Genomic DNA, 21,815 nt, shown 5'->3' on the forward strand with positions numbered 1-21,815 from the left:
GGCGCCCGCAGTCGCGGGCTACAGCGGCACGAGTCACCGCCTCGTGCCGCTGATATTAGTCCGCGGCGCCCGCCACCACCTGGCCGCCGGCCGCGTGGTCCGTCCGCCGCCCCATCAGGCGGGAAGTGAAGTAGGCCAGTTCCAAGGCCGGCCCGCGGGCACGGGCGGCATCGTCCAGGCCCCGGGTTCCGTGCCCGCCCTCGTCGCTTTCATAGAACAGCACCGGCTTGCCCAGCGCCTCCATGCGCGCGGCGAACTTGCGGGCGTGACCGGGTCCCACACGGTCATCGTGGGTCGCCGTCATGATCAGCGTTTCCGGATAGGTGCGGGTGGGGTCCAGCCGCTGATAGGGGGAAATGCTGGCCAGGAAGGCGCGCTCCTCCGGCACGGACACGCTGCCATATTCGGCCACCCAGGACGCGCCGGCGGCGATGGCCTCATACCGCAGCATGTCCAGCAGGGGCACCTTGATGGCGACAGCACCCCACAGATCCGGGTGCTGGGTCAGGGCGACGCCCATGAGCAGCCCGCCATTGGACCCGCCGCTGATGCCCAGCCGGGCGGGCTGCGTCACCTGCCGGCTGATGAGGTCGCGCGCCACGGCGGTGAAATCGTCGAAGGACTTTTGGCGGTGTGTCTTCAGCGCGGCCTCATGCCAGGCGGGCCCGAATTCCCCGCCGCCCCGGATGTTGGCAACGACGTAAACGCCGCCCCGGTCCAGCCACAGCTTGCCTATGGTGGCGGAATAAGCGGGCAGACGCGACAAGTTGAAACCACCGTAGGCCGTCAGCAGGGTGGGGTTGTCACTGTTGAGGGCCATGTCCTTGCGGTGGACGATGAAGTAGGGGATGGCGGTGCCATCGGTGGAGATGGCCTGCCACTGATCGACGGTATAAGGGCTGGCGTCGAAGCCGGGCGTGCCGGCCTTGACCAGCGTCGCGGCGGCGCTATCCAGGTCCACGCTCCACAATGCCTGCGGCGTCAGAAACCCAGCCACGGACACGGTGAGCTTGTCCTTGTCCTCGCTGCTGGACTTGATGCTGATGGCCGACATGTCCGGCAGGTCGAGGCGCTGCGCCTTCCAGCCACCGTCCGCGCGGGTCAGCACGGTCAGCCGGCCGCGCACGTTCTCGTCACTGGTGACCACAAGGTGCGACTTGGCCTTCACCAGGTTGGTCACGGCCTCGTGCGGGCCGGGCAGGTAGACGGGGGCCGCCCGCAGCTTGGCCGGCTCATGCCGGGCGGCGTCCAGATCCACCGAGACGTAGGAGCCACCGGGAAAGGTGCGGCCGGTGGCCGCCTGCCAGTCCTGTCCCAGCTTCACCACCAGCTGACCGTTGGCCAGGACCGCCAGTTCCGCCAGTGGCGGCAAGCCCAGGCGCAGGGTGCGGCGGCCCTCCACCAGATAATGCTCCGTCGTGAAATAGGTGGGCCGGCGCACCAGCACGATGGCGCGGTGGCCCTGGCGGTCGCGGAAGACGGCCGGACTGACGGAGGTGTCGGTGACCAAGCCCCGGAAGATCTCATGCGCCTCTTCCAGCCGCTGGCCGCGCTGCAGAACCTTGACCACATAGGGGTAGCCGGCGCGGGTCATCGCCGTGCCGCTGGAATCCCAGCCCCGGGCCACCAGCAGGGTGTCGTGGTCCAGCCACACCACCGTCTGCTTGGCGTACGGCAGATGGAAGCCACCGGGCACATAGGCCTTGGCCGCCGGGTCGTATTCCCGCACCTCCACCGCGTCCTCGCCAGTGCGCGACAGCGACACCAGGCAGGTCCGCCCCACCACCACCGGTTCGGCGCCCGGGGCCGGCGGGGGCGCGTCTGGATCGAGCGTGCCGAAGCAGTTGGAACCGGCGTACACGTGACGCACGCCGTCGATGGTGGTGACGGCCGGGTCCTTGCCGTCCACCGCCCCGCCAGACGGCAGGGCGCCGCTGCCCCCCTCGTCCGAGGCTTCCTGCGCCAACAGGGTGGCGGTGGTCGTGAAATCGGCCAGCGGGGCGTCCCGCGTCAGCTCCGCCAGGGTGCGTGCATTCTGTTGCGCCACCCAGGCCAGCGCGTCCGGCGCGTTGGCGTTCTCCAGCCAGGCGTAGGGATCGGTATAGGTGGACGACAGGCCCGACAGCGGCGGGGCCGTGTCCACGGGGGGCTGGGTCGCGCACGCCGCCAGGGACAGCGCCAAGGCCAGGGTGGGAAGGACGCGCGCCAGGACAGGGAAACGGGGATGGGACGGCATGGGGACGCGACAGCCTCGGCGGATCGGAACCCGTCCCCCGGCCTACGGCGCGGACGCCGGCGTCGAGGGAACGGTGAAACGGGGCCGGAAACATCCGACCCCGTCCCATGGTTGATCCCTAATCCTTGAGTTTCCGTAAAAGATAGGTGAATTCCAGCGCCTGCCGGCGGGCGGTTTCCTTCAGGTTGGCGCTGGCGGCGTGGCCACCCTCGGTGTTCTCGTAATAGAGGAAGGGCAGGCCCATCTCCTTCATCTTGGCCGCCATTTTGCGGGCATGGCCGGGATTCACGCGATCATCCTTGGCCGAGGTGACGAACAAGGGTTCCGGATAGGTCACGCCTGCCTTGAGGTTATGGTAGGGCGAGATGTGGGCCAGGAACGCCCGCTCTTCCGGGATGGCGGGATCGCCGTACTCACCGATCCACGAGGCGCCGGCGCCGATGACGGGAAAGCGCAGCATGTCCAGCAGCGGCACCTGGATGACGACGGCGCGCCACAGTTCCGGATGCTGGGTGAACTGCACCCCCATCAGGAGGCCGCCGTTGGACCCGCCCTCGATGCCCAGCCGACGGGTGCTGGTCAGCTTGGTGGCGATCAGGTCACGGGCCACGGCCACGAAATCGTCGTAGATGGTCTGGCGCTTGGTCTTCAGGCCGGCCTCATGCCAGGCGGGGCCGAACTCCCCACCGCCACGGATATTGGCCAGGACGTAAGCGCCCCCCGTTCCAGCCACAGCTTACCGGCGGTGCCCAGGTAGTGGGGCAGCATCGGCACCTCGAACCCGCCATAGGCGTACAGCAGGGTGGGGGTGGAGCCGTCGAAAGGCACGTCACGCGGCCGCACCACGAAGTAGGGAATGCGGGTACCGTCGCTGGACACCGCCTCGCGCTGTTCCACCACCGCCTTGGACGCGTCGAAGCGCGCCGGGGAGGATTTCAGCTTTTCCACCTTGCCCGTGTTGGTGTCCACCAGCGACAGGGTCAGCGGCTCCAGGAAGCTGGCGACGGTGACGAACGCGCGGTCATGGTCACGGTCGGCACCGGTGATGGTGACGTCGGCGTTGTCGGGCAGTTGCAGCAGGGCGCGGCGCCAGGTGCCGTCGGCATTGCGGTCGGCCACGTAGAGCCGGCCCTTCACATTCTCGGTCAGGCTGAGCAGCAGATGGTGCTTGGTGAAGTCCACGCCGGTCAGGCCCTCGCGCGCGGTGGGGGCATAGACCACCAACGGGTGCAGATGGTCCGGATCGGCCGCGGCCGCCGCCAAATCCACCGCCACCACGGAGCCCTGGCTGACGGCGGTGCCGCCGGCGTCCCAATCCTGCTTGACCTCGACGATCAGCTGGCCGTCGTGCAGGCCCTGGACCTGCACCTTCAGCGGCAGGGCCAGACGCTTGGGCTGGCCGCCCGCCAGCAGGTAGGTTTCCGCCTCGAAAAAGCTGAGGTTGCGGATGATCAGGGTGGCCTGGTGGCCCTGGGCGTCGCGCAGGGTCGTCGCCCCGACCGACATATCGGTCGGCTGGCCGTGGAACACCTCTTTCGCCTGCTCCAGCGGCTGGCCGCGCTTCAGCGACTTGATGACCAGGGGGTAGCCGGCGTTGCTCATGGTACCGGGGCCCCACTCGCGGGCCACCAGCAGGGTTTCCGTGTCGGACCAGGCCACCGTCTGCTTGCCGCGCGGCAGGCTGAAGCCGCCGGGCACGAAGGCCCGCGTCTTCATGTCGAATTCGCGCAGGGTGACCGCGTCCTCGCCGCCATTCGACAGGTGGACGACGCAATGGCGGCGGGTTTCCTCGTCGCAGTCCGTGCCCTTGAACACCCACTTCACGCCTTCGGCCTTGGCCAGCGCGTCCACGTCCAGCACGGTCTGCCAGTCGGGCTTTTCCTTGCGGAAGCTGTCCAGCGTGGTGGTACGCCACAGCCCCTGCACATGGTCGCCGTCCTGCCAGAAATTGTAGACGGCCTCACCCCGGAAGCTGACGACGGGCACCCGGTCCTTGCTTTCAGCGATGGCGGTCGCCTCGGCCAGCAGGGTCGGGTAGCGCGGATCGGCCTGCAACACGGCGGTGGAACGATCCGTCTCCGCCTTGGCCCAGGCCAGGGCGTCGGCGTTGTTCATATCCTCCATCCAGGCGCGGCTGTCTTCCGGGATGCCGTTCCCGGGGGCGCTTGTGGTCGGTGTGGAATCGGCGAAGGCGGCGGTCGCCCCCAGCAGCAAGCCGGGCGACAGCAGAAGTGCGCTGATCGTGTTTTTCATGAACCCCATCCGTGATGGCGGTCGTCCGCTGCCACGGACCGGCCGCCGCCCCACTGTCTATGCCCCTTGGTAGGGGATGGGATAGTAGTGGGTCAGGACGGGGACGGATGCAATATCCTGATTGGGGGAACTTGATCGGGGCAAATCCGCGCGGGCTTAGGCGTCCGCGTCACCGGCATCGATGACGCCATCCGGCGCCTTGCGAAAGACGGAAGGCGTGCCGACGTACAACAACACCGCGTCGCGGTCGGAGGTGTTGCGGGCGCCATGCGGGTGCAGGGCGTCGAAATGCAGGCTGTCGCCGGGGCCCAGCCTGGCCTTGGTATTGCCCACCACGCCGGTCACGTCCCCCTCGATGACATAGAGGAAATCCTCCCCCTTGCGCTGGCCGGTGGGGAAGGCGTGTCCCGGCGGGACCCGCATCAGGACGATGTCCAGCTTGCGGTCGGCCAGGTCGCTGGCCAGGTCGATGTAGTCCACCGGACCGTCGGCCTCGATGCGCCGGGGCTTGGCCGCGCGCTGCACGATGGTGCCGCCGTCCGGCACCTCCATGAAATAGCTGAGGTCCACGGTCAGCGCGTCGGCCAGCGCCAGCAGCGACACCAGCGACGGCACGCTCAAGTCGCGTTCCGCCTGGCTGATGAAGGGGGCGGACAGGCCGGACAGTTGGGCCAGCTGTTGCAACGTCAGGCCCAGCGCCTTGCGCCGGGCGCGGATACGGTCGCCCATCGGCATCTGACGCCGCCGGTCGGCGGTGCTGGCGATCTGCATGGCAAAGCCCCCTCTGGTCCCGGGCCCCCCTGGCCGGGTCCGGCCACAGCCCCTGGGTTTCGCCCCAGGACGGCGATGCCGGCTGAACAGTTGTTCCTTCCTGTAAAGGGCGGACGCGCCGCGGTAAAGCCGGCAACCCCAGCCCCGGCAGCATAGCCGCGCCGCCCCCGATGGGACGGCTCAAAATTATTCAACGCTCAAATATTTGATGGCGCCTCAGGCGTCCTTGAACGCCACGCGGACATTGCCCCAGACGCGGCCGCGCACCCGGATGGGGGCGTCCACCTCCTTCAGGGTCACGATGACGCCGCCGCCCATGTCGCGGGAATACGACTGCACCAGGAAGTCGGCGGTGTTGCGGCCGGCGGCCAGGCCGGCGCGGTCGTTGAACAGGCGGCGGTTGCGGCTGTTGGCCATGTTCCACACATAGTCCCCCGGCCGCTGCGGCTGCGACACCCGTTTCATGTGGGTGGGCAGATAGCCGGAGGGGACGACGGCAGCGCAGAATTGGATGCGGGGATCACCCGCCGCCACCGTTTCCTGAATGTCGGGGAACAGGCGATCGGTCACGGCGGTGTAGGGCGCCATGTACTGCTGCGGGTCGGTCCCCGGTATGGGGTCCAGGTCGGGGGAGAACAGCGCGCCCTCGGCGAGGTCACCGGCCTGCAGGGCGCCTTCCAGCGCCTGTGCCATGCGGCCGGCGGCGGACAGCGCCAGGTCGATGAAGCCGCGATGCCGTTCCATGGCGCGGTCCATCACCGACCTCAACCGGTCGGTGGCGGCGGCGTCGACATGGATGAAGCACAGGTGCAGGCCCAGTTCGCTGGTTCCGGCCACGACAGCGGCGACGGTGCCCATGCCGTCGGCCGTCAGCGCCACCTCCTGCTGGTCGGCCAGGGCCGGCAACCCGTCGACCGCCACCAGGGCACCCCGCACCGACAGATCGCGCAACTGGCCGGAATAGGCCCGCCCGTCCACCCGCACCGTGGCCGGCAAGTCGCAGGGCACCCGGTCGGCGGCGCGGCGATCCCCGGCCAGCGATTGGCGCAACGCGATGGTCATGCGGCGTTTCAGATCCACCATCGCCGTCTGCGTCTCGCCCACACGCAGGTCCAGATCGGCGGCAATGGTGGCGATATCGTCCGACTGGTCCCGGATGCTGCCCACGCTTTGGGACACCTGATGGGCGGCACCGGCGGAGTCGGAGGCGCTGCGGCCGATCTCGGCATTGGCGGCGGATTGCTGTTCGACCGCCGCCGCCGTGGCGGCGGAGGTTTCATTGATCTCGCCGATCACGGCGATGACGGCCTGGATGGCGTCCACGCTGGCCGCCACCGCCGCGCGCAGGCCCGCCACCTGCCCCCCGATCTCATCGGTCGCCTTTTGCGTCTGGCCGGAGAGCGACTTCACCTCGTGCGCCACGACGGCGAAGCCCTTGCCGGCCTCCCCCGCCCGTGCCGCCTCGATGGTGGCGTTCAGGGCCAGCAGGTTGGTCTGCCCGGCGATGTCGGCGATCAGGGTGGTGACCGCGCCGATCTGGCGCGTCGCCTCCTCCATCCGGTCGATGGCGCCGGCGGCCAATTCGGCACTGTCCACGGCGCGACGGGCCACGTCGCTGGAGCGGGCGGCCTGACGGGCGATCTCCTCCCCGGCGGCGCTCAATTCCTCCGTCGCGGCGGCGACGTTGCCGGCGTTGCCGCTGGCCTGTTGCGCGGCGGCCGACACGGCCACCGTGTTTTCGCGCACCACGGCCACGGCCTGCTTCAGGTGGGCGACCCCGTCCACGGCCCGGTGGCTGCCCCGTTCCACCCCCATCCAGGTCGCGGTCAGGTCGGCCTCGATGGCGCGGCAGGTTTCCAGGAGGGCCTGGCGCGCCTCCTCCCGCGTGCGCTCCATCAATTCCGCCTTTTCATCGGCGCTGAACGCCAGCCGCGCCCGCAAGGCGCGCAGGCTGGCGGTCACGGTCTGGAACTCCGCCGCCGGGTCGGGCGGCATGGCCTGGTCGAAGCGTCCCGCCGCCAGGGCGGCGAAGTGCGCTTCCAGGCGATCCAGGGCCTGGCGCAGCGTGCGCAGGACCCAGGCGCCCCCCAGCACGGCGATGGCCAGCGACAGCAGGGTCATGGCGACGTTGGCGCCCAGCCACGAACCGCCGGTGGCCGCCCCGCCCGATCCCAGGAAGCGCAGGCCCCCCGCCCCCAGGGTGCAGGCGATCATCGCCCCCATGGTCAGCACGATACGGCCCCGCACACCGCCCGCCAGGGACGCCAGGCGCGCGCCCGGACCGGCGGCCACGACGACGCCCTCCTTCAGGGCGCCCCGGCCGGCGCGCAGCCCGGCATACAGCGCCTCGGCCGCGCGCACCTCATCCCGGGTGGGCTTGCTGCGGATGGAGATGAAGCCGGCGACCGTGCTGTCCTGCACGATGGGCGTGACGTTGGCGCGCACCCAGTAATGATCGCCGGTCTTGGTGCGGTTCTTGACCAGGCCATCCCAGGGGCGCCCGGCCCGGATGGTGGCCCACAAATCGGCGAAGGCCGCCCTGGGCATGTCGGGATGGCGCACCAGATTGTGGGGGGCGCCGATCAGTTCCTCATGGCTGAAGCCACTGACCCGGATGAAGGCGCGGTTGGCATAGGTGATGCGCCCCGATGGATCCGTGCGGGATACCAGCAGCTCACCGTCGCGCAGCTCCACCTCGCGATTGGTCACGGGCCCCGTGTCGCGCATCGCCGTCGCCCTCCCCAGGCACCGCCAGGCCTTTCACCATGAGGCCCCCATGAAGTCGCATTGGCGGGGCCCCGGCCAGGCGTTGATCCTAACGTATAGGGTAAACTCCCTGAACGCCAAGGACTGACACCCTAAGAAGTGCGATGACACGCATGACGACAACGATGGGTGGGACACGCCGCCCGGGATTCTGGGCCGGGCCTCTGGCCCCGGGGATCTGGCCTGGGATCTGGTCTGGGATCTGCGGCCCGCCTCAGGCGATCTGGGCCGGATGCAGCTGCACGACCCGGCCCAGATCGCCCAGCAGGGTCAGCAGATCTTCCGTCAGCGTGACGCCGGCCGGAACCACCTCTTGCCCCTGCACGGTGGTCAGGGCCGCGCGCAGGACCATGCCCGGCCGCAGTTCGTCCAGGTGATAGCCGCTTTCCACCAGGCGGGGGGTCAGGGCCAGGGCGCCGGCGGCGGGGGCCATGATCTCGTTGGGCGGGCCGACGTCCACCCGTTCGTAACGCTCAGGCGGTTGCGGCGCGCGGCCGCGCCGGGACAACAGCCGCCCCAGCCGTTCCATCAGGGAGACGCGGTCGACGGGCTTGACCAGGAAGGCGTCGCAGTCGAGCGCGATGCTGAGCGACACGGTGGTTTCTTCATTGCTGCTGGTGAAGATGCCGACGGGAACGCCGGCCGGCAATTGCGTGACGCCCATCCGGATCTGCTTCAGCACATAAAGCCCGTGCGCCCACGGCATCATGAAGTCTAGCAGCACGATGTCGAAGTGGGGCGTGGCGGCGATGATGTCCAGGGCCTGGCGCCCGTCACCGCAGGCCGTCACCGCGGCCCCCATCTTGCGGAGCGTCGTTTCGACGACGGAGCGGGTGAAGGGTTCATCATCCGCGACAAGGATGCGTACGCCGGTCAATATCATGGGGATGCCGTGCCAGGCTGTGTCGTTCCGCAAATTCGTAACCGATCCGGGTTATGAAACCATGACAAGCACCGGCGCGCGAGACCGAATCCCGACTGGGGGCCAGAGAGAGGGGACGGCAGTGGCTTATGAGAACGACCTGATCGAGGTGCTGGAAGCCTCCCCCATCGGTGCCGCCATCCTGGATGACCAGGATCAGATCCTGTTCTGGAACAGCCCCTTGCTGGACATCCTGGGCGGGCTTCAGGAGGACGCGTTCGCCCACGCCGCCGCCCGCGCCTTCTTCGCCCACGACAGCGACTATCGCCAGGCGCGCCGCCTGCTGGCGGAGCGGGGCCATGTCTCGGGGCACGAGGTCCGCGTCCTGAGGGCCGACGGGCTGGAGGCCTGGGCGTCGGTCACCATCCGGGCCATCCGGTTCGAGAACCGCCCGGCGACCCTGGTCTGGTACTACGACATCACCCAGACCCACCAGCGCAAGCAGGCGCTGGAGGCGTCGCAGCAAGCCTTGCTGGAGGTGCTGGACAACGCCCCGGTGGGGGCGGCCCTGTGCGACGGGCCCGGCCGGGTCAGCTATTGGAACAACGCCCTGCTCGACCTGCTGGGCTCGGACGCGGGCGACCTGGACCAGCGCACCATGACCACCCTGATCGACCAGGCGGAGGCGGTGCTGGACCATTATGGGCCGGGCCACACCTTCCCGGTGCCGGTGGGGGAGGCCAACCGCTGGCTGGCCGCCTGGCGGGGGGCCGTGAAGTTCGAGGGCCGGCCCAGCACCATCGTCTGGCTGCAGGACGTGACCGAGCTGCGCACCGCGCAGGAGGAGGCGGAGCGGGCCACCCGCATGAAATCCTCCTTCCTGGCCACGGTCAGCCATGAAATCCGCACGCCGATGAACGCCGTGCGCACGCTGGCCGAATTGCTCTCGGACACCAGCCTGTCGGCGGAGCAGGCCAAGATGGCCGCCACTATCCGTGACAGCGCTGACGGCCTGGTCGCCGTCATCAACGACATCCTGGACGTTTCCAAGATCGAGGCCGGGCGCCTGGAGGTGGACCCCCGCCTGTTCAATCTCGATCGGCTGATCGACGGCGTCGTCTCCCTGCTGCGTCCCAAGGCGGAGGAGAAGGGCATCAAGTTCCGCGTCACCGTGCAGGCGGACCTGGCGCCCTGGCGGTACGGCGACGACATGCGCATCCGCCAGATCCTGGTCAACCTGCTGGGCAACGCCATCAAATTCACCGAGCAGGGCACGGTGCGCTTCCAGGTCCGCCAGGGCGAGGCGGCGGGCGCCCTGCTGTTCGAGGTGGCGGACACCGGCATCGGCATCCCGCCCGAAACCCTGCCCCTGCTGTTCCAGCCCTTTCGCCAGGCGGAATCCTCCACCGCCCGCCGGTTCGGCGGCACCGGGCTGGGCCTGTCGATCTGCAAGGGGCTGGTCGACCTCATGGGCGGCGCCATCGAGGCGCGCAGCGTCGTGGGGCGCGGCTCGCAATTCTCCCTGTCCCTGCCGCTGCCCGAGCGGGACGCGCCGGCCGACGCGCAGGCGCGGACCCAGACCACCCGCGCCGGCCGCTGGTCCGGCCCCACCCTGGACCAGGCGGCGGACCGCCGCGCGGTGGTCCTCTGCGCGGAGGACAACGCCACCAACCGCGACGTGCTGGCGCATGTGCTGGACCGGCTGGGCGTCGCGCACGAGTTCGCGGAGGACGGCCTGGCCGCCCTGCGCCTGCTGGATCGCGGCCGGCACGGGCTGCTGCTGACCGATGGCCACATGCCGGGCCTGGACGGGTGGGAACTGGCCACGGCCATCCGCGACCAGGAACAGCGGGGGGGACTGCCGCGCCTGCCCATCATCGCGCTGACGGCCGATGCCGTGCGCGGCGTGGAGGAGCGGTGCCAGGCGGCCGGCATGGACGACCATCTGACCAAGCCCCTGTCGGTGGAGGCGCTGGAGGCCGCCCTGTTGCGCCTGCTGCCGACCCTGGCCGACCTGCGCGGCCCGACCGAGGCGCGGACAGGCGACCTGGGCCCCGGCACCGTGTTCGATGTGGAGGCGCATGTGCTGGACCTGTCCGGCCTCATCGACATGGTGGGGTCGGAATTCGAGGTCATCGACGGCATGCTGGAATCGTTCCGGTCCAGCGCCGACAACCTGATCGCCGACCTGGTGGCCGCCGTCGACCGGGGCGATGCCAAAGCCATCCGCCTGGGCGCGCACGCGCTGAAGGGGGCGGCCCGCTATGTCGGCGCCCGCAAGCTGGCCGACGCGGCGGCGGCGGTGGAGGAGGCGGGGCAGCAGGAACGCCTGGCCGAGGCCCGCCGCTGGGCGCCGGCCTTCCGCCCCATCATGGACGAGCTGTCGCGCGCCATCGAGAAGATCCGGGTGGAGGAACAGCTGCGCCGCATCCGCCAGGAGATCGGCGAGCTGGCCACCTCACGCCGGGGCGTCGGCGCGGGGTTGGAGTTGGAGGCGGTGGTGGACATCACCGAAGTGGCCGCCGACCGCATCCTGGCGGCGGCCGAAACCATCCTGCAACAGGTCGACCGCATCGCCAGCCCCAGCGACGCGGAGGCGGTGCAGGGCGCCGTCATGGCCATCTTCGAGGCCTGCAGCTTCCAGGACCTGACCTCCCAACGGGTGCGCAAGGCCGTGGCCCGCCTGGCGGAAATCGAGGAGAAGCTGGACGCCGTCGTCCGCGGCGACGCGGCCATCGCGGCGCTATCGGAGGAAGGGAAGCCGGAAACGGCGCAGGACGACATCGACAAGCTGTTCGCCTGATGGGCGGTGGGGTGGGGTGGGGAGGTGGGGCAGCAAAGTTCTGGCGGCGGGCGGCGCATAGGGCGCCAACTGCGGATTTGATGATCGTCCAATAACAACAAGGCGGCTTGATGTAGGCAGAACCCTATTTCACGATCATCAAATAGTTTAGCCTTTGGCAGACGAACGCGAACTGGTGACGGCGGTGGTCCGTGCGCCGGCCACTCTCCCGGCTGCTAAGCATTGCGGAGGAGCGGGAAGCCTTTTGACCTCTGACGCCTGAAGATCCCCTTTTTGCGGCAACCCATGCTGACGTGTGGGCTGACCCAAAAAGCGGGGGGGGGCGCGAGACGGGCCGCCAAAGCTCAGGTAAACTTGCTGCATTTCCTGAACGAAGCCTTAGCCATTTGATGCGAAAGCCGGCTGCCCTGACGCTAGATGTGGAGTGTCATCAGGTTGTCCCGATCGAGGCCGATGCGGCTGATGGGCGGCAATGATTTTAGGCTGCTGTGTGGTCGATGCCAGTTGTATCGGTGCAGCCAGGCGGGCAATTCGGCGGCGCGCCCGTCTGAGGAGGGATACGCCTTTGCGTAGGCCCACTCCCGCAGGGCGGTTTGAATGAAGCGCTCGGCCTTGCCGTTGGTTTTCGGGGTGTAGGGTTTTGTCCTGATGTGTTTCAGGCCCAACTCGGCACAGGCGTCGCGGAAGGCGAAGGCCCTGTAGCAGGAACCGTTATCGGTCATGACGCGGGTGACCTTTATGCCCAGGCTGGCGTAGTAGGCGACCGCGGCCTTGAGGAACGGGACGGAGCTTTGGGTTGTCTCGTCTTTCATGATCTGGCTGAACGCCAAGCGTGAGGCGTCATCGATGCAGACGTGGACGAACTCCCAGCCGACGCCTCGGCTGTTGCTCTGGCCAGTACGGTCGCCGGTGATGCGATGGCCGACTTTCTCGAAGCGGCCCAGCTTCTTGATGTCCAGATGGATCAGTTCGCCTGGTGCCTTGCGCTCATAGCGGATGACCGGTTCCTGCGGTTGAAGGTCTTTGGCGCGGCTGAGTTTCGCAGCCCGGAGGACACGGCTGACCGTTGAGCAGGAGACCCCAGCTTCCTGGGCGATTTGCTTCCCGACCAAGCGCTGCCGGCGCGAAGCGATGATCTGTTCCACCACGGCCGGCGGTGTGGGCTTGCGCAGTCGGTGCGGCCTGGAGGACCGGTCCTCCAGGCCGGGCAGGCCCATGGCCTGGTACCGTTCAACCCATTTCCTGACGGTCTTCGCCGTCGTGCCGAAGGCTGTCGCCACGGCCTGAACGCCGTCGCCGGCGAGCACTCGCCGAACCAACTCGGCTCGACCCCTTGGCGTCAATCGGGCATTCTTGTGCACGTTCACTCGATCCTCCCGAGGATTGCTGAAGCTTCGCAACCTCAGCTTCCTCCGGCAGGATCGAGTGGACAACCTATTGGCAACTCACACCTAGAGCTTGAGAAAATCGTTTCTGTCCGCTTTGCGCCTCTGCTTGGTCAGTCCGCCGCTTTGTAGCGGTTCCCAACAATGGGCACGGGAGAATCTCTGTATCATATGTTGCTGTTTAGGCGCTGCCGAGACGCATTTCTAGGGCGACATACATTTGGCGCCCAAATGCTGCTATTTTGGTCGCAGTTCATGAGATTGTAGTTGCGCCGCCCTTTCCTGCCCTGAGTTGCGCCGCTAAGATGGTCAAAACCATCGAAGGCGGCCATGCCCATACAAATTAAAGAAAAGCCCGAAGATGTCGTTCCATTACTTTCATTCGTGAAGGCTGGGGCGGACAGCGCGAAGGAAGAACTGGGGTTCCTTCCTGAGAAGGCCTATGACGACCTGGCCGTATCCGGAAAGCTGCTGGTGGCAACCGTGGGCGCCAGCGGCAAGGAAATCTATGCTGGCCATCTAATGTTCGGGGGCATTTATCCCCATGCCAAAGTATTCCAGCTTTTCGTTGAGGCAGGCTGTCGTGGGAACGGAATTGCGAGGCGGCTGATCAGCCACCTGAAGGAGCGGCTGACCGCCAAGCAATGGCTAAGTATCAAAGCCAGCGTGGCCGACGATCTGGCGGCTAACGATGTCTGGGCACACATGGGCTTCCGTGTCGTCAGGACCAGAGCTGGCGGAAACGCACGAAAGCGGCGGATCAATGTCCGGGTGCTGGACCTGGACACACCCTCGCTTTTTGGCCTCATGCGCGGCCCGGTGCACCAAGAAGGTCTACGTTTAGCCGAACGTCTTTTCCAGCGTCCCATCTATCTGATCGACCTGAATGTCTTGTTCGACACCATTCGCAAACGTCGCCGCTCCTCGTCAGCGGCCAAAGTCATCCGAGCAGGTTTTAGCAACAGCATCCGCCTCATGGTCGCTGCCGAGTTCACGGCCGAACTGCTCCGAACGTCGGCGGATACCAGCAATGATCCTATTCTGGCGTTTGCCAGCCAGTTGGATTTCCTGAGCAGACCCCCTGAGAAGATCGTCCACTCCCTGGTCAACAAACTTGCTCCCGTGATCTTCCCCGACCGCGCAGCCCATGGAACCCTCACGGAACGGGACATGTCCGATCTGGTTCACATCGCCACCGCCATCCACCACGGCGCGGCTGGCTTCATCACCAGCGAAAATGCCATTCTGCGCGCAAGCGACTATCTCCACAAAACCCACCGGATCGACGTCATTGGCTTGGAGGAATTTGCTCGGATCGTCGATGTAGGAGTACGCGTTCCGAGGGCATCCACTACCAACCTATCTAGCGGCACCCTACGAACGAACCGCTGCGACGAAACCGACCTCGCTAACGCCCGCATATTCTTGACGAGAATGCACGCCGAAACGGCGTTCATCCATGAAGCACTGGCCTGTCAGGGAGGCCGGGCCCAATGGTTGCTAGTCACGAGCGGAAGCGCCCCTCTGGGTTTCGCCAAGTGGGAAGTGCATGGAGGTCTGAAACGTGCGGCTGACGTGTACTTGTGCGTCGATGAGGGACACCACGCGGCGGAAACGATCATCGACCACCTGCTTGATACGATTCCGCGCGAATTGAGCGGCGTTGCCCCGACCCTTGTTCGATTGCATATCCCATCGGGCCAGATAATGACGCGCCAAGCTGCCTTGTCGATGGGCTTCCTGCCTCCTGAGGGGGCGTCCGACGGTACATCCAAGCTGCAACGTCTTGCGGTCGGCCTAGTGGTATCGGCAGCGAATTGGGCATCGGCTCGCCAATCCCTTGTCTCGGTTGCTGCTCTTTCATTGCCTGCGCAGCCGCCAACCTTTGCAACTGCTAATCCATATATGCTCGTGAACACAGGACAACGGGATATCGAAATGTCCTTGGCGGAGATTGAGCGGGTATTGTCGCCCGTTCTCTTCTTGTTCCAGGGGCGAGGAGGTGTTATCGTTCCAATTCAGGAGCAGTATGCTCGTGAACTACTTGGGTCCAGTCCCCAGCTTTCGATGCTGGATCCCCCAGAAGCAATCTTGCGGAGGGAGCGGGTCTACATCAGCGCACCAAACACGCTCCGGCGAATGACGCCAGGAACGCCGATGCTGTTCTACGAATCTCTGGATGGTAATGGACGAGGATGTGTGATCGCCCTCGCTCGCATCACCGACAGCAGGGTGGTCAGCAAAGTGGAAGCACTTGGCAAGGTAAAACAGCGGGGTGTTCTTGATGATCGTACCCTGCAGCAGCGGAGCGTAGGTGAAGAGGTGACGGAGACGTCCTTCGATAACATTTTCCTTTTCAAATCCCCTGTGCCACTCAAGCGGCTGCGCCAGCTAGGATGCGCCGATGGCTCCAATCTTATTAGTGCAAGAACCATCTCATTCGATAAGCTGGCGCAGGTGGTCAAGGAAGGGCGTATTGATGGCTGAGGCCGAGGACATCCTTATTTCGGTCCATCCCCGTCATGTCGACAGCATGGTGCGTGGGGTGAAAACCGTGGAGCTTCGGCGGCGTCCGCTGAAGTTGGCCGGTGGCTGCCGCGTCTGGATTTACAGTACGCTTCCACGTGGGTCTGTTGAAGCACTAGGCATCGTCCGCACCGTCGTCGCCGCACCCCCACCTGCAATTTGGCGCGATTACGGACTGGAAAGCGGAATCACCAAGGCAGAGTTTGACGCATATTACGAAGGTGCGGACACCGCATACGCAATCGTGTTCTCGTCCATCGAGAATCTGGATTTGCCTTTCGCCCTGGCCGAGATCAGGCAGCACCTCAACAGCTTTCACCCCCCGCAATTTTTCAAGCGGCTTGCTACGGGAGGGCCTGAACTCAAGCTCTTTAATGCCGCCCTTCCCACGCCATTAGCCGCTTGCGCCTGAGCAGCTCCTGCACAACCTTCCCGTCGGTAGTTTGCGAGTCCAACCCTCTCGTGTGCGCCCCCAGCGCACACTTGATGTTAAGAGTGATTCTCATTATCGTGCCTGCCGAGGATCACAGCAGCAGGTTCGAGATGCCCGACGATCTTATGATCAGCCCCCGCGACCATCGGCCCCCGCCCACCCCGCTGGAGGGGTTGAGCGCCGGGGAGCGGCTGTTGGTGTGGAGCCTGCGCCACATGGCCCAGCCCTATGCCGGGTCCAGCCCAGCCCGGCCCGGCTGTCCCCTGATCCGCCATGCCTTCCTGCAGGCCTGCGGCGAGGACGCGGATGATGTGATGGCGACCTTTCGCGCCTTTCTGCTGCTGTATGGCCGGTCGGCGCGGGAGCGGCCGCGCGTGGGGTGTCCGGGGTGCCCCGACCTGACCCCGGATGAACGCCAGTTGCTGCGCCTGCTGGCGCTGGCCCAGCCCTCGGCCGAGCCCAGCGCCCCGGCCCGGCTGTACGCGCTGGTGGAACATCTGATGCGGCCCGGCACCAGCGACGGCGTGCTGGTGGCGTCGCGGGCCATGGCCTGCGCGCTGGGCGCGCACGGCCTGTCGCTGCCGGTGCGCCCCCTGGCGCTGGAGCGCATGCCCCTGCCCGGGCGCTACGACGCCTGAAGCGGGGGCGAGCGCGCCCCGTCGGTATCGACCTGCACGCGGTCGCCGCCCGCCGCCTTGGCGGCGTCGAGGGCCTGGCCGGCGCGGCGCAGGGCGTCCGCCAGATCCGCGCCGCCACCGCCGCCGCCGCCGCCACCCTCGCCCGTGCCGACCCCAGGAACCTCCGCGTCCGGCGCCCCAGGGGCCGGCGGCGCGGAGATCCGGGCGATGCCGATACTGACCGTCCAGGCCAGGGTGGCCTGGCCGTTGATGGGGGCGGCACCCACCGCGCGGCGTAGGCCCTCGGCGCGGGCGGTCGCGTCCATCAGGTCGGCATCCGGCAGCATCACGGCGAAGGCCCGTCCGCCGATGCGGCCGGCCACCTCGCCCTGCCGCAGCCAGCCCTGCAACAGCCGGCCGAACTGGTCCAGGGCGCGGTCCCCGGCCTCAGGCCCCAGGGACTCGTTGAGGGCCCTGAAATGGTCGATGTCGATGAGCAGCAGGGCCGCCGGCTGGCCCGCCCCCTGCCGCCGCCGCACCTCGCGCCCCGCCACCTCCAGGAAGTGGCGGCGGTTGGGCAGGCCGGTCAAGGCGTCGCGGGTCGCCATGTCGTACAGCCGCGCGGCGGACAGCTTCAGCCCCCCGACCAGCGGCCGGAAGATGAACAGGGCCTCCGCCAGCAGGGTGGTCAGCAGGATGGCCAGCACCCCCTGCTGCGCCCGGCGCAGCCCGTCGATGCGCTGCGCCGCCTCCCCCTCGAACTGGCGCACCGCCTCATCCAGCAGGGGGATGATGACGTCCCGCGTCTGGGTGCGGATGTCGGCGAAGGACCGGGCGCGCAATTCCGCGCTGGTATCCGGCGGCTCGTCCCCCCGCGCCAGGATGCGCACGGAGAGGATCAGGTCACGGGTGCGCCGGTCCAGGTCGGTCGGCGGCGAGAAGTAAAGGGCGCGGGCGGCATCGGATAGGCCATGGGTGATGCCCAGGTCGCCGTTGCCGGCCAACAGGGCGCGGTGGGCCCGCTCCATGGCGGCGGCGGCCTGCAGCAGGGGTATCCGCGCCTGTTCGTCATGATCCTCGTAAAAGTCCCGCGCCAGCAGGCCGATGCGTTGCGACAGCATGCGCTGGCGGCCCGCGACGTTGATGATGGTGCCGCTGTCGCGCTGCTGGGCGATGACATGGTCCAGCAACAGATGCACCGCCCCCGACAGCAGGGCGATCAGGGCCAGGGCGGCGACATAGGCCACCGTCAGGCGGCGCGTCGGAAGGCGGTGGTCGGCACGCGTCATGTCACCGGGGCGGTCCTGGGTGGAACGGACGGCCCAAACCGGGGCGCGGCCGCCGCCGGATCATCAACCGGACGGTGTCGCGTGACAAGGGCGCTGGGACTGGCCTGATGGCTAGTCCCGCTCTGGCGTTCCGGGCGCCGGGTCGCCGTGGCCGCCCCGCTGGGAGGCGGCCCGGCGGCCCAGCGCCTGGGACCGGGACAGCGCCACCAGGCGGCCCCGGATGTCGGCGGCGGTCAGGTCGCCATGGGCATCACCGGCCGCCACCGGGCCATTGGCCGGCGATCCATCGGGCCGACGGCCTGTGGACTGGATGGTCATGGCGATCCTCCCCGTTCAGTCAGGCCCGCTCAATGGCCTGGGCCGCCTGGTCCAGGGCCTGGGCGATGGCGCGCGCCTGTTCCTCCGTCAGGCTTTCGCCGCGCAGGCGGAGACGCAGGGCCATTTTCAGGTTTTCCATGGCCCGGACGACGGACGCGGGCGGCATCCAGCCGCGCTGGGCGCTGACCTTGTCCAGCCGTTCCTTGATGGCGGCCAGGGTGGGGCGGTTTTCCTCCAGGAAGGCGGCGCCGGCCGGCGTCAGGGTGTACAGCTTCTTGCCGCCCTCCCCCACCGCCACCTCGGTATGGCCCATTTCCTCCAGCAGGGTCAGCGTCGGGTAGACGACGCCGGGGCTGGGGCTGTAGCCGCCGCCGACCTTTTCCTCGATGGCCTTGATGATCTCATAGCCATAGCGGGGCTTTTCCCGGATCAGGTCCAGGAACAGGAAGCGCAGGTCGCCATTTTCGAAAACCCGCGCCGCGCCGCCACGGCCCCCCCGGCCACCGAAGCCCTCGCGCTCCCCCCGGCCCCAGCGGTCGCCATGGCCACTCCAGTGAGCGCCCCAGGCGCCCCAGAAACCGTCGCCGTCGCGGCCGCGGGCATGGCGGCGGCCGCCGTCGCAATGCCGATCCTCATGATGTTTGAAAAAGCGCATGATGATGTCTCGATCCTATCTAGTGTGTTATTCGATATATCGTGAGATAAGATATATCTCGACCCTTTCTTGAGTCAAGGGCGGCGGCGCGGATTTATCGCAGATCATTGACGGCCCGGGGCGGCACCCCGGATAGTCGGGGCGCAAAAGAAGGAAGCCCCGCCATGTCGCCCGACACCCTGCACAACCCCATGAGCCTGGTCGGCCGGTCCATGCTGGTGACCGGGGCGTCGGCCGGCATTGGCCAGGCCACCGCCGTGCTGCTGTCGCGCCTGGGCGCCCGCGTCACGCTGAACGGCCGGGATGAGGGGCGGCTGGGCGACACCCTGTCGCGGCTGTCCCCTGTTTCAAATGGGCCGGGCGGGGGGCATCGCGTGGCGCCCTTCGACATGGGGGAACTGGATGCCATTCCGGCGTGGATGAAGGAACAGGCGGCCCTGTCGGGCCCCTTCGACGGCGTGGCGCATTGCGCCGGCATCCAGACGCTGCGCCCCATCCGCATCTTCACCCAGGAGTTCTTCGACCAGGTGATGCGGGTCAACCTGGGCTCCTGCCTGGCATTGGCCAAGGGGCTGCGGCAAAAGGGCGTGAAGGCGGAGCGCGCGGCCATGGTCTTCATCTCCTCCACCGCCGCCACCGCCGCGTCGCCGGCCAACATCGTCTATGCGGCGGCCAAGGGCGGCATCATCGCCGCGACCAAGGGCCTGTCGGCCGAACTGCTGCCCGACGGCATCCGCGTGAACTGCGTGGTGCCCAGCATCGTCATGACCGACCTGATCGAGCGCGGCTTCGAAAAGCTGAGCCAGGAGCAGATCGACCATCTGCAGCGCCTGCAGCCTCTGGGCTTCGGCCATGTCGACGACGTGGCGCACGCCATCGCCTATCTGCTGGCCGACACCGGCCGCTGGATCACCGGCACCGCCCTGACCGTTGACGGGGGGCGCACAGCGTGACCACCCCCTGGGTGACCACTCCCTGGGTCAAGCTGGGCGACGCGGCGGCGCTCGCCAGCCACGGCGACTATCTGACGGGCTGGGCAACGGATGCCGAGGGCGCCGCCATTCCCGTGGTGGTGCAGAACTTCCAGGGGGCCCTGAAGGCCTTCCGCAACGTCTGCTCCCATCGCTTCGCCCTGATCCATGACCAGCCCTGCGGACGCGGCCTGCTGCGCTGTCCCTATCATGGCTGGGTGTATGACGCGGATGGCGTGCCCATCGGCATCCCCTTCGACGACAGCGATTTCCAACTGGACGCGGAGGCCCGCCGGCGGCTGGCGCTGACGCCCGTGGGCCTGGCCGTCAGCGGGGGTGCTGTGTGGGTGAACGTGGATGCCGCCGCCATCTTCGCGGGAGGGGTGTGATGGGGGAGATGCTGCCCGCCCGCTGGTTCGATGACCCGCACTGCCATGCCCAGGAATTGGCGGCGCTGCGGCGCCAATGGCTGTACGTCGGTACCCGGTTCGAGGCGCCCTTGACCCGGCCGGTGCTGCGCACGCCCGTGATCCTGGACAGTTCCCTCAAGGCGACCGACGACCAGGGCCGGGCGCTGGAGACGGACAGCTGCGGCGCCTTCGTGTTCGTGCGTCTGGAAGGGAATGGCCCCAGCCTGGCGGAACATCTGGCGCCGGTGGCGGGGCACCTGGCCCGGCTGTCGGGCCAGTGCGACCAGCCCATCGCCGACGACCATGTGGAATTCGCCGCCAACTGGAAGGCGCTGGTGGAAAACACCATGGACGACTTCCACGGCTCCACCGTCCATCCCACCACCATCCATCCCGCCGTGCATGCCGATTGGCAAACGCATCTGGAAACGCGGCGCTATGGCCGGCACAGCACGTCCAGCTGGCGGCTGAGCGAGGAGACCGAAGCGTGGTGGCGGCGCATCGACGGCAAGGCCGGCCTGCGCCGGGTGGTGGACCATGCGCGCTATGACCACTGCTTCGTCTTTCCCAACCTGTATGTCGCCAGCTTTTACGGGGCCATGGTCATCACCCACACGGTGACGCCCCTGGCCCCGGACCGCAGCCGCCTGGACTGGCGCCTGTTCCTGCCGGTGACGGCGCCGGAAAAGCCGGCCGTGGCGGCCTTTCGCCGGTCGCTGGCCACCCTGCTGGCGCAGTCCGCCCGCACCGTGATCCTGGAGGATCAGCCGCTGTGCGAACGGGTGCAGCAGGCGCGGGGGGCGGCAGAGGTCGCCGGCGTCCTGGGCCGGCGCGAACGGCGCATCGCCGATTTCCATCACGCCTGGGCCCGGACCTTGGGCCTGGACGCCCCGCCCCGGCCGGCGGACGCACCCTATGAGGAGGGGGACGCATGACCCTGAGTTATCGCATCCCGACGGAGGACGACGCCCGCTTGCTGCTGGACTGGCGGCTGCGCCCCGATATCGCCCGCCACCTGTTCACCCAGGTGGAGGACGACATGGACAAACAGCGCGCCTGGCTGGCCCGGTGCGCCGCCCGCGACGATTACCATCACCGCATCATGATGGTGGACGGGGTGCCGGTGGGCTACGCCTCCATCACCGTCACCCATCCGGCCTGGGGCATCGCCACCCTGGGGGCCTACATGGCGGACCGGCGGGGGCGCACGGGGTCGGCGCCGCTGAACTTCACCCACGCCCTGAACCACGTCTTCTACGCCCTGGGCTTGCGCAAGGTGGTGAACCAGGTCATGGCCGACAACGACCGCGTCCTGCGCGGCCAGACCATGCTGGGCTATCGTCATGTCGGCGTTCTGAAGGACCATGCGGTGAAGGAAGGTCAGGCATACGACGTCCACCTGTTTGAGATGTCGGCGGCCGACTGGGCGGTGAAACGCCTGAAATTCCGGGAATATGCCGATTGGGATGGGGGCCTTTGGCTCCCCGCCTAAAGGCGGATTGGCGGCGCCAGCCCGTATG

18 protein-coding genes are annotated in these 21,815 nt (G+C 67.7%); 8 read left to right on the plus strand and 10 right to left on the minus strand.

Going from position 1 to position 21,815, the window contains the following annotated elements:
• Positions 1–55: 55 nt before the first annotated feature.
• From UCD39_RS04275 to UCD39_RS04300, 6 genes are all read right to left on the minus strand, one after another.
• The gene (locus UCD39_RS04275) at positions 56–2,236 is read right to left on the minus strand and encodes a prolyl oligopeptidase family serine peptidase (protein ID WP_330494845.1); all 2,181 of its coding nucleotides are present in this window, start codon (positions 2,234–2,236) and stop codon (positions 56–58) included.
• A gap of 118 nt (positions 2,237–2,354) precedes the next feature.
• Positions 2,355–2,969, minus strand: a complete 615-nt coding sequence (locus UCD39_RS04280; protein ID WP_330494846.1) for a prolyl oligopeptidase family serine peptidase — start codon at positions 2,967–2,969, stop codon at positions 2,355–2,357.
• On the minus strand, positions 2,885–4,489 hold the full coding sequence (locus UCD39_RS04285) for a prolyl oligopeptidase family protein (protein WP_330494847.1): 1,605 nt from the start codon (positions 4,487–4,489) through the stop codon (positions 2,885–2,887). Before UCD39_RS04285 ends, UCD39_RS04280 begins: the two co-directional genes overlap by 85 nt.
• Before the next feature lie 156 nt (positions 4,490–4,645).
• Positions 4,646–5,260 carry a helix-turn-helix domain-containing protein gene (locus tag UCD39_RS04290; RefSeq protein ID WP_330494848.1) on the minus strand — a complete coding sequence of 205 codons (615 nt, stop codon included), beginning with the start codon at positions 5,258–5,260 and terminating at the stop codon, positions 4,646–4,648.
• A gap of 216 nt (positions 5,261–5,476) precedes the next feature.
• On the minus strand, positions 5,477–7,987 hold the full coding sequence (locus tag UCD39_RS04295) for a methyl-accepting chemotaxis protein (protein ID WP_330494849.1): 2,511 nt from the start codon (positions 7,985–7,987) through the stop codon (positions 5,477–5,479).
• Positions 7,988–8,240: 253 nt separating this feature from the next.
• Positions 8,241–8,909, minus strand: a complete 669-nt coding sequence (locus UCD39_RS04300; RefSeq protein WP_330494850.1) for a response regulator transcription factor — start codon at positions 8,907–8,909, stop codon at positions 8,241–8,243.
• Between the two features lie 121 nt (positions 8,910–9,030).
• Here UCD39_RS04300 and UCD39_RS04305 point away from each other — a divergent pair, with 121 nt between their 5' ends.
• A complete protein-coding gene (locus tag UCD39_RS04305; protein WP_330494851.1) occupies positions 9,031–11,691 on the plus strand; it encodes an ATP-binding protein in 2,661 nt (886 codons plus the stop codon).
• Between the two features lie 413 nt (positions 11,692–12,104).
• Here UCD39_RS04305 and UCD39_RS04310 read toward each other — a convergent pair whose 3' ends face one another.
• Positions 12,105–13,058: an IS481 family transposase gene (locus UCD39_RS04310; RefSeq protein ID WP_330494852.1), complete on the minus strand. Its 954-nt coding sequence runs from the start codon at positions 13,056–13,058 to the stop codon at positions 12,105–12,107.
• A 348-nt stretch (positions 13,059–13,406) separates the two neighbouring features.
• On the opposite strand from UCD39_RS04310, the gene UCD39_RS04315 reads away from it, so the two are divergent.
• The 3 genes from UCD39_RS04315 to UCD39_RS04325 all read left to right on the plus strand — a co-directional run bounded on the left by UCD39_RS04315 (position 13,407) and on the right by UCD39_RS04325 (position 16,673).
• Positions 13,407–15,563: a GNAT family N-acetyltransferase gene (locus UCD39_RS04315; protein ID WP_330494853.1), complete on the plus strand. Its 2,157-nt coding sequence runs from the start codon at positions 13,407–13,409 to the stop codon at positions 15,561–15,563.
• Positions 15,556–16,014, plus strand: coding sequence for an ASCH domain-containing protein (locus UCD39_RS04320; protein WP_330494854.1), 459 nt, complete (start codon positions 15,556–15,558; stop codon positions 16,012–16,014). The genes UCD39_RS04315 and UCD39_RS04320 overlap by 8 nt, the downstream gene beginning before the upstream one ends.
• A gap of 131 nt (positions 16,015–16,145) precedes the next feature.
• Positions 16,146–16,673: a hypothetical protein gene (locus UCD39_RS04325; protein WP_330494855.1), complete on the plus strand. Its 528-nt coding sequence runs from the start codon at positions 16,146–16,148 to the stop codon at positions 16,671–16,673.
• On the opposite strand, the gene UCD39_RS04330 is transcribed toward UCD39_RS04325, so the two are convergent.
• From UCD39_RS04330 to UCD39_RS04340, 3 genes are all read right to left on the minus strand, one after another.
• Positions 16,661–17,941, minus strand: coding sequence for a diguanylate cyclase (locus UCD39_RS04330; RefSeq protein ID WP_330494856.1), 1,281 nt, complete (start codon positions 17,939–17,941; stop codon positions 16,661–16,663). The two genes, UCD39_RS04325 and UCD39_RS04330, sit on opposite strands and share 13 nt — an antisense overlap.
• Before the next feature lie 111 nt (positions 17,942–18,052).
• A complete protein-coding gene (locus tag UCD39_RS04335; protein ID WP_330494857.1) occupies positions 18,053–18,259 on the minus strand; it encodes a hypothetical protein in 207 nt (68 codons plus the stop codon).
• A gap of 19 nt (positions 18,260–18,278) precedes the next feature.
• Complete coding sequence (locus UCD39_RS04340) at positions 18,279–18,914, minus strand: PadR family transcriptional regulator (RefSeq protein WP_330494858.1); 636 nt, start codon at positions 18,912–18,914, stop codon at positions 18,279–18,281.
• A 164-nt stretch (positions 18,915–19,078) separates the two neighbouring features.
• On the opposite strand from UCD39_RS04340, the gene UCD39_RS04345 reads away from it, so the two are divergent.
• From UCD39_RS04345 to UCD39_RS04360, 4 genes are read left to right on the plus strand one after another with little or no spacing between them, the layout of a single operon-like run.
• Positions 19,079–19,867, plus strand: coding sequence for an SDR family NAD(P)-dependent oxidoreductase (locus UCD39_RS04345; RefSeq protein WP_330494859.1), 789 nt, complete (start codon positions 19,079–19,081; stop codon positions 19,865–19,867).
• The gene (locus UCD39_RS04350; protein WP_330494860.1) at positions 19,864–20,274 is read left to right on the plus strand and encodes a Rieske 2Fe-2S domain-containing protein; all 411 of its coding nucleotides are present in this window, start codon (positions 19,864–19,866) and stop codon (positions 20,272–20,274) included. The genes UCD39_RS04345 and UCD39_RS04350 overlap by 4 nt, the downstream gene beginning before the upstream one ends.
• The gene (locus UCD39_RS04355; protein ID WP_330494861.1) at positions 20,274–21,230 is read left to right on the plus strand and encodes an RHO alpha subunit C-terminal catalytic domain-containing protein; all 957 of its coding nucleotides are present in this window, start codon (positions 20,274–20,276) and stop codon (positions 21,228–21,230) included. The genes UCD39_RS04350 and UCD39_RS04355 overlap by 1 nt, the downstream gene beginning before the upstream one ends.
• On the plus strand, positions 21,227–21,787 hold the full coding sequence (locus UCD39_RS04360; protein ID WP_330494862.1) for a GNAT family N-acetyltransferase: 561 nt from the start codon (positions 21,227–21,229) through the stop codon (positions 21,785–21,787). The genes UCD39_RS04355 and UCD39_RS04360 overlap by 4 nt, the downstream gene beginning before the upstream one ends.
• Positions 21,788–21,815: the final 28 nt, after the last annotated feature.

This window comes from Nitrospirillum karajorum, from assembly GCF_036348415.1.
GTDB lineage: Bacteria > Pseudomonadota > Alphaproteobacteria > Azospirillales > Azospirillaceae > Nitrospirillum > Nitrospirillum amazonense_B.

What these genes read in the sequence shown, in the direction of transcription:
- UCD39_RS04275 (WP_330494845.1), bottom strand. Translation starts at nt 2,236, where the DNA reads ATGCCGTCCCATCCCCGTTTCCCTGTCCTGGCGCGCGTCCTTCCCACC.
- UCD39_RS04285 (WP_330494847.1), bottom strand. Translation starts at nt 4,489, where the DNA reads ATGAAAAACACGATCAGCGCACTTCTGCTGTCGCCCGGCTTGCTGCTG.
- UCD39_RS04290 (WP_330494848.1), bottom strand. Translation starts at nt 5,260, where the DNA reads ATGCAGATCGCCAGCACCGCCGACCGGCGGCGTCAGATGCCGATGGGC.
- UCD39_RS04295 (WP_330494849.1), bottom strand. Translation starts at nt 7,987, where the DNA reads ATGCGCGACACGGGGCCCGTGACCAATCGCGAGGTGGAGCTGCGCGAC.
- UCD39_RS04300 (WP_330494850.1), bottom strand. Translation starts at nt 8,909, where the DNA reads ATGATATTGACCGGCGTACGCATCCTTGTCGCGGATGATGAACCCTTC.
- UCD39_RS04315 (WP_330494853.1), top strand. Translation starts at nt 13,407, where the DNA reads ATGCCCATACAAATTAAAGAAAAGCCCGAAGATGTCGTTCCATTACTT.
- UCD39_RS04320 (WP_330494854.1), top strand. Translation starts at nt 15,556, where the DNA reads ATGGCTGAGGCCGAGGACATCCTTATTTCGGTCCATCCCCGTCATGTC.
- UCD39_RS04325 (WP_330494855.1), top strand. Translation starts at nt 16,146, where the DNA reads ATGCCCGACGATCTTATGATCAGCCCCCGCGACCATCGGCCCCCGCCC.
- UCD39_RS04330 (WP_330494856.1), bottom strand. Translation starts at nt 17,941, where the DNA reads ATGACGCGTGCCGACCACCGCCTTCCGACGCGCCGCCTGACGGTGGCC.
- UCD39_RS04335 (WP_330494857.1), bottom strand. Translation starts at nt 18,259, where the DNA reads ATGACCATCCAGTCCACAGGCCGTCGGCCCGATGGATCGCCGGCCAAT.
- UCD39_RS04340 (WP_330494858.1), bottom strand. Translation starts at nt 18,914, where the DNA reads ATGCGCTTTTTCAAACATCATGAGGATCGGCATTGCGACGGCGGCCGC.
- UCD39_RS04345 (WP_330494859.1), top strand. Translation starts at nt 19,079, where the DNA reads ATGTCGCCCGACACCCTGCACAACCCCATGAGCCTGGTCGGCCGGTCC.
- UCD39_RS04355 (WP_330494861.1), top strand. Translation starts at nt 20,274, where the DNA reads ATGGGGGAGATGCTGCCCGCCCGCTGGTTCGATGACCCGCACTGCCAT.
- UCD39_RS04360 (WP_330494862.1), top strand. Translation starts at nt 21,227, where the DNA reads ATGACCCTGAGTTATCGCATCCCGACGGAGGACGACGCCCGCTTGCTG.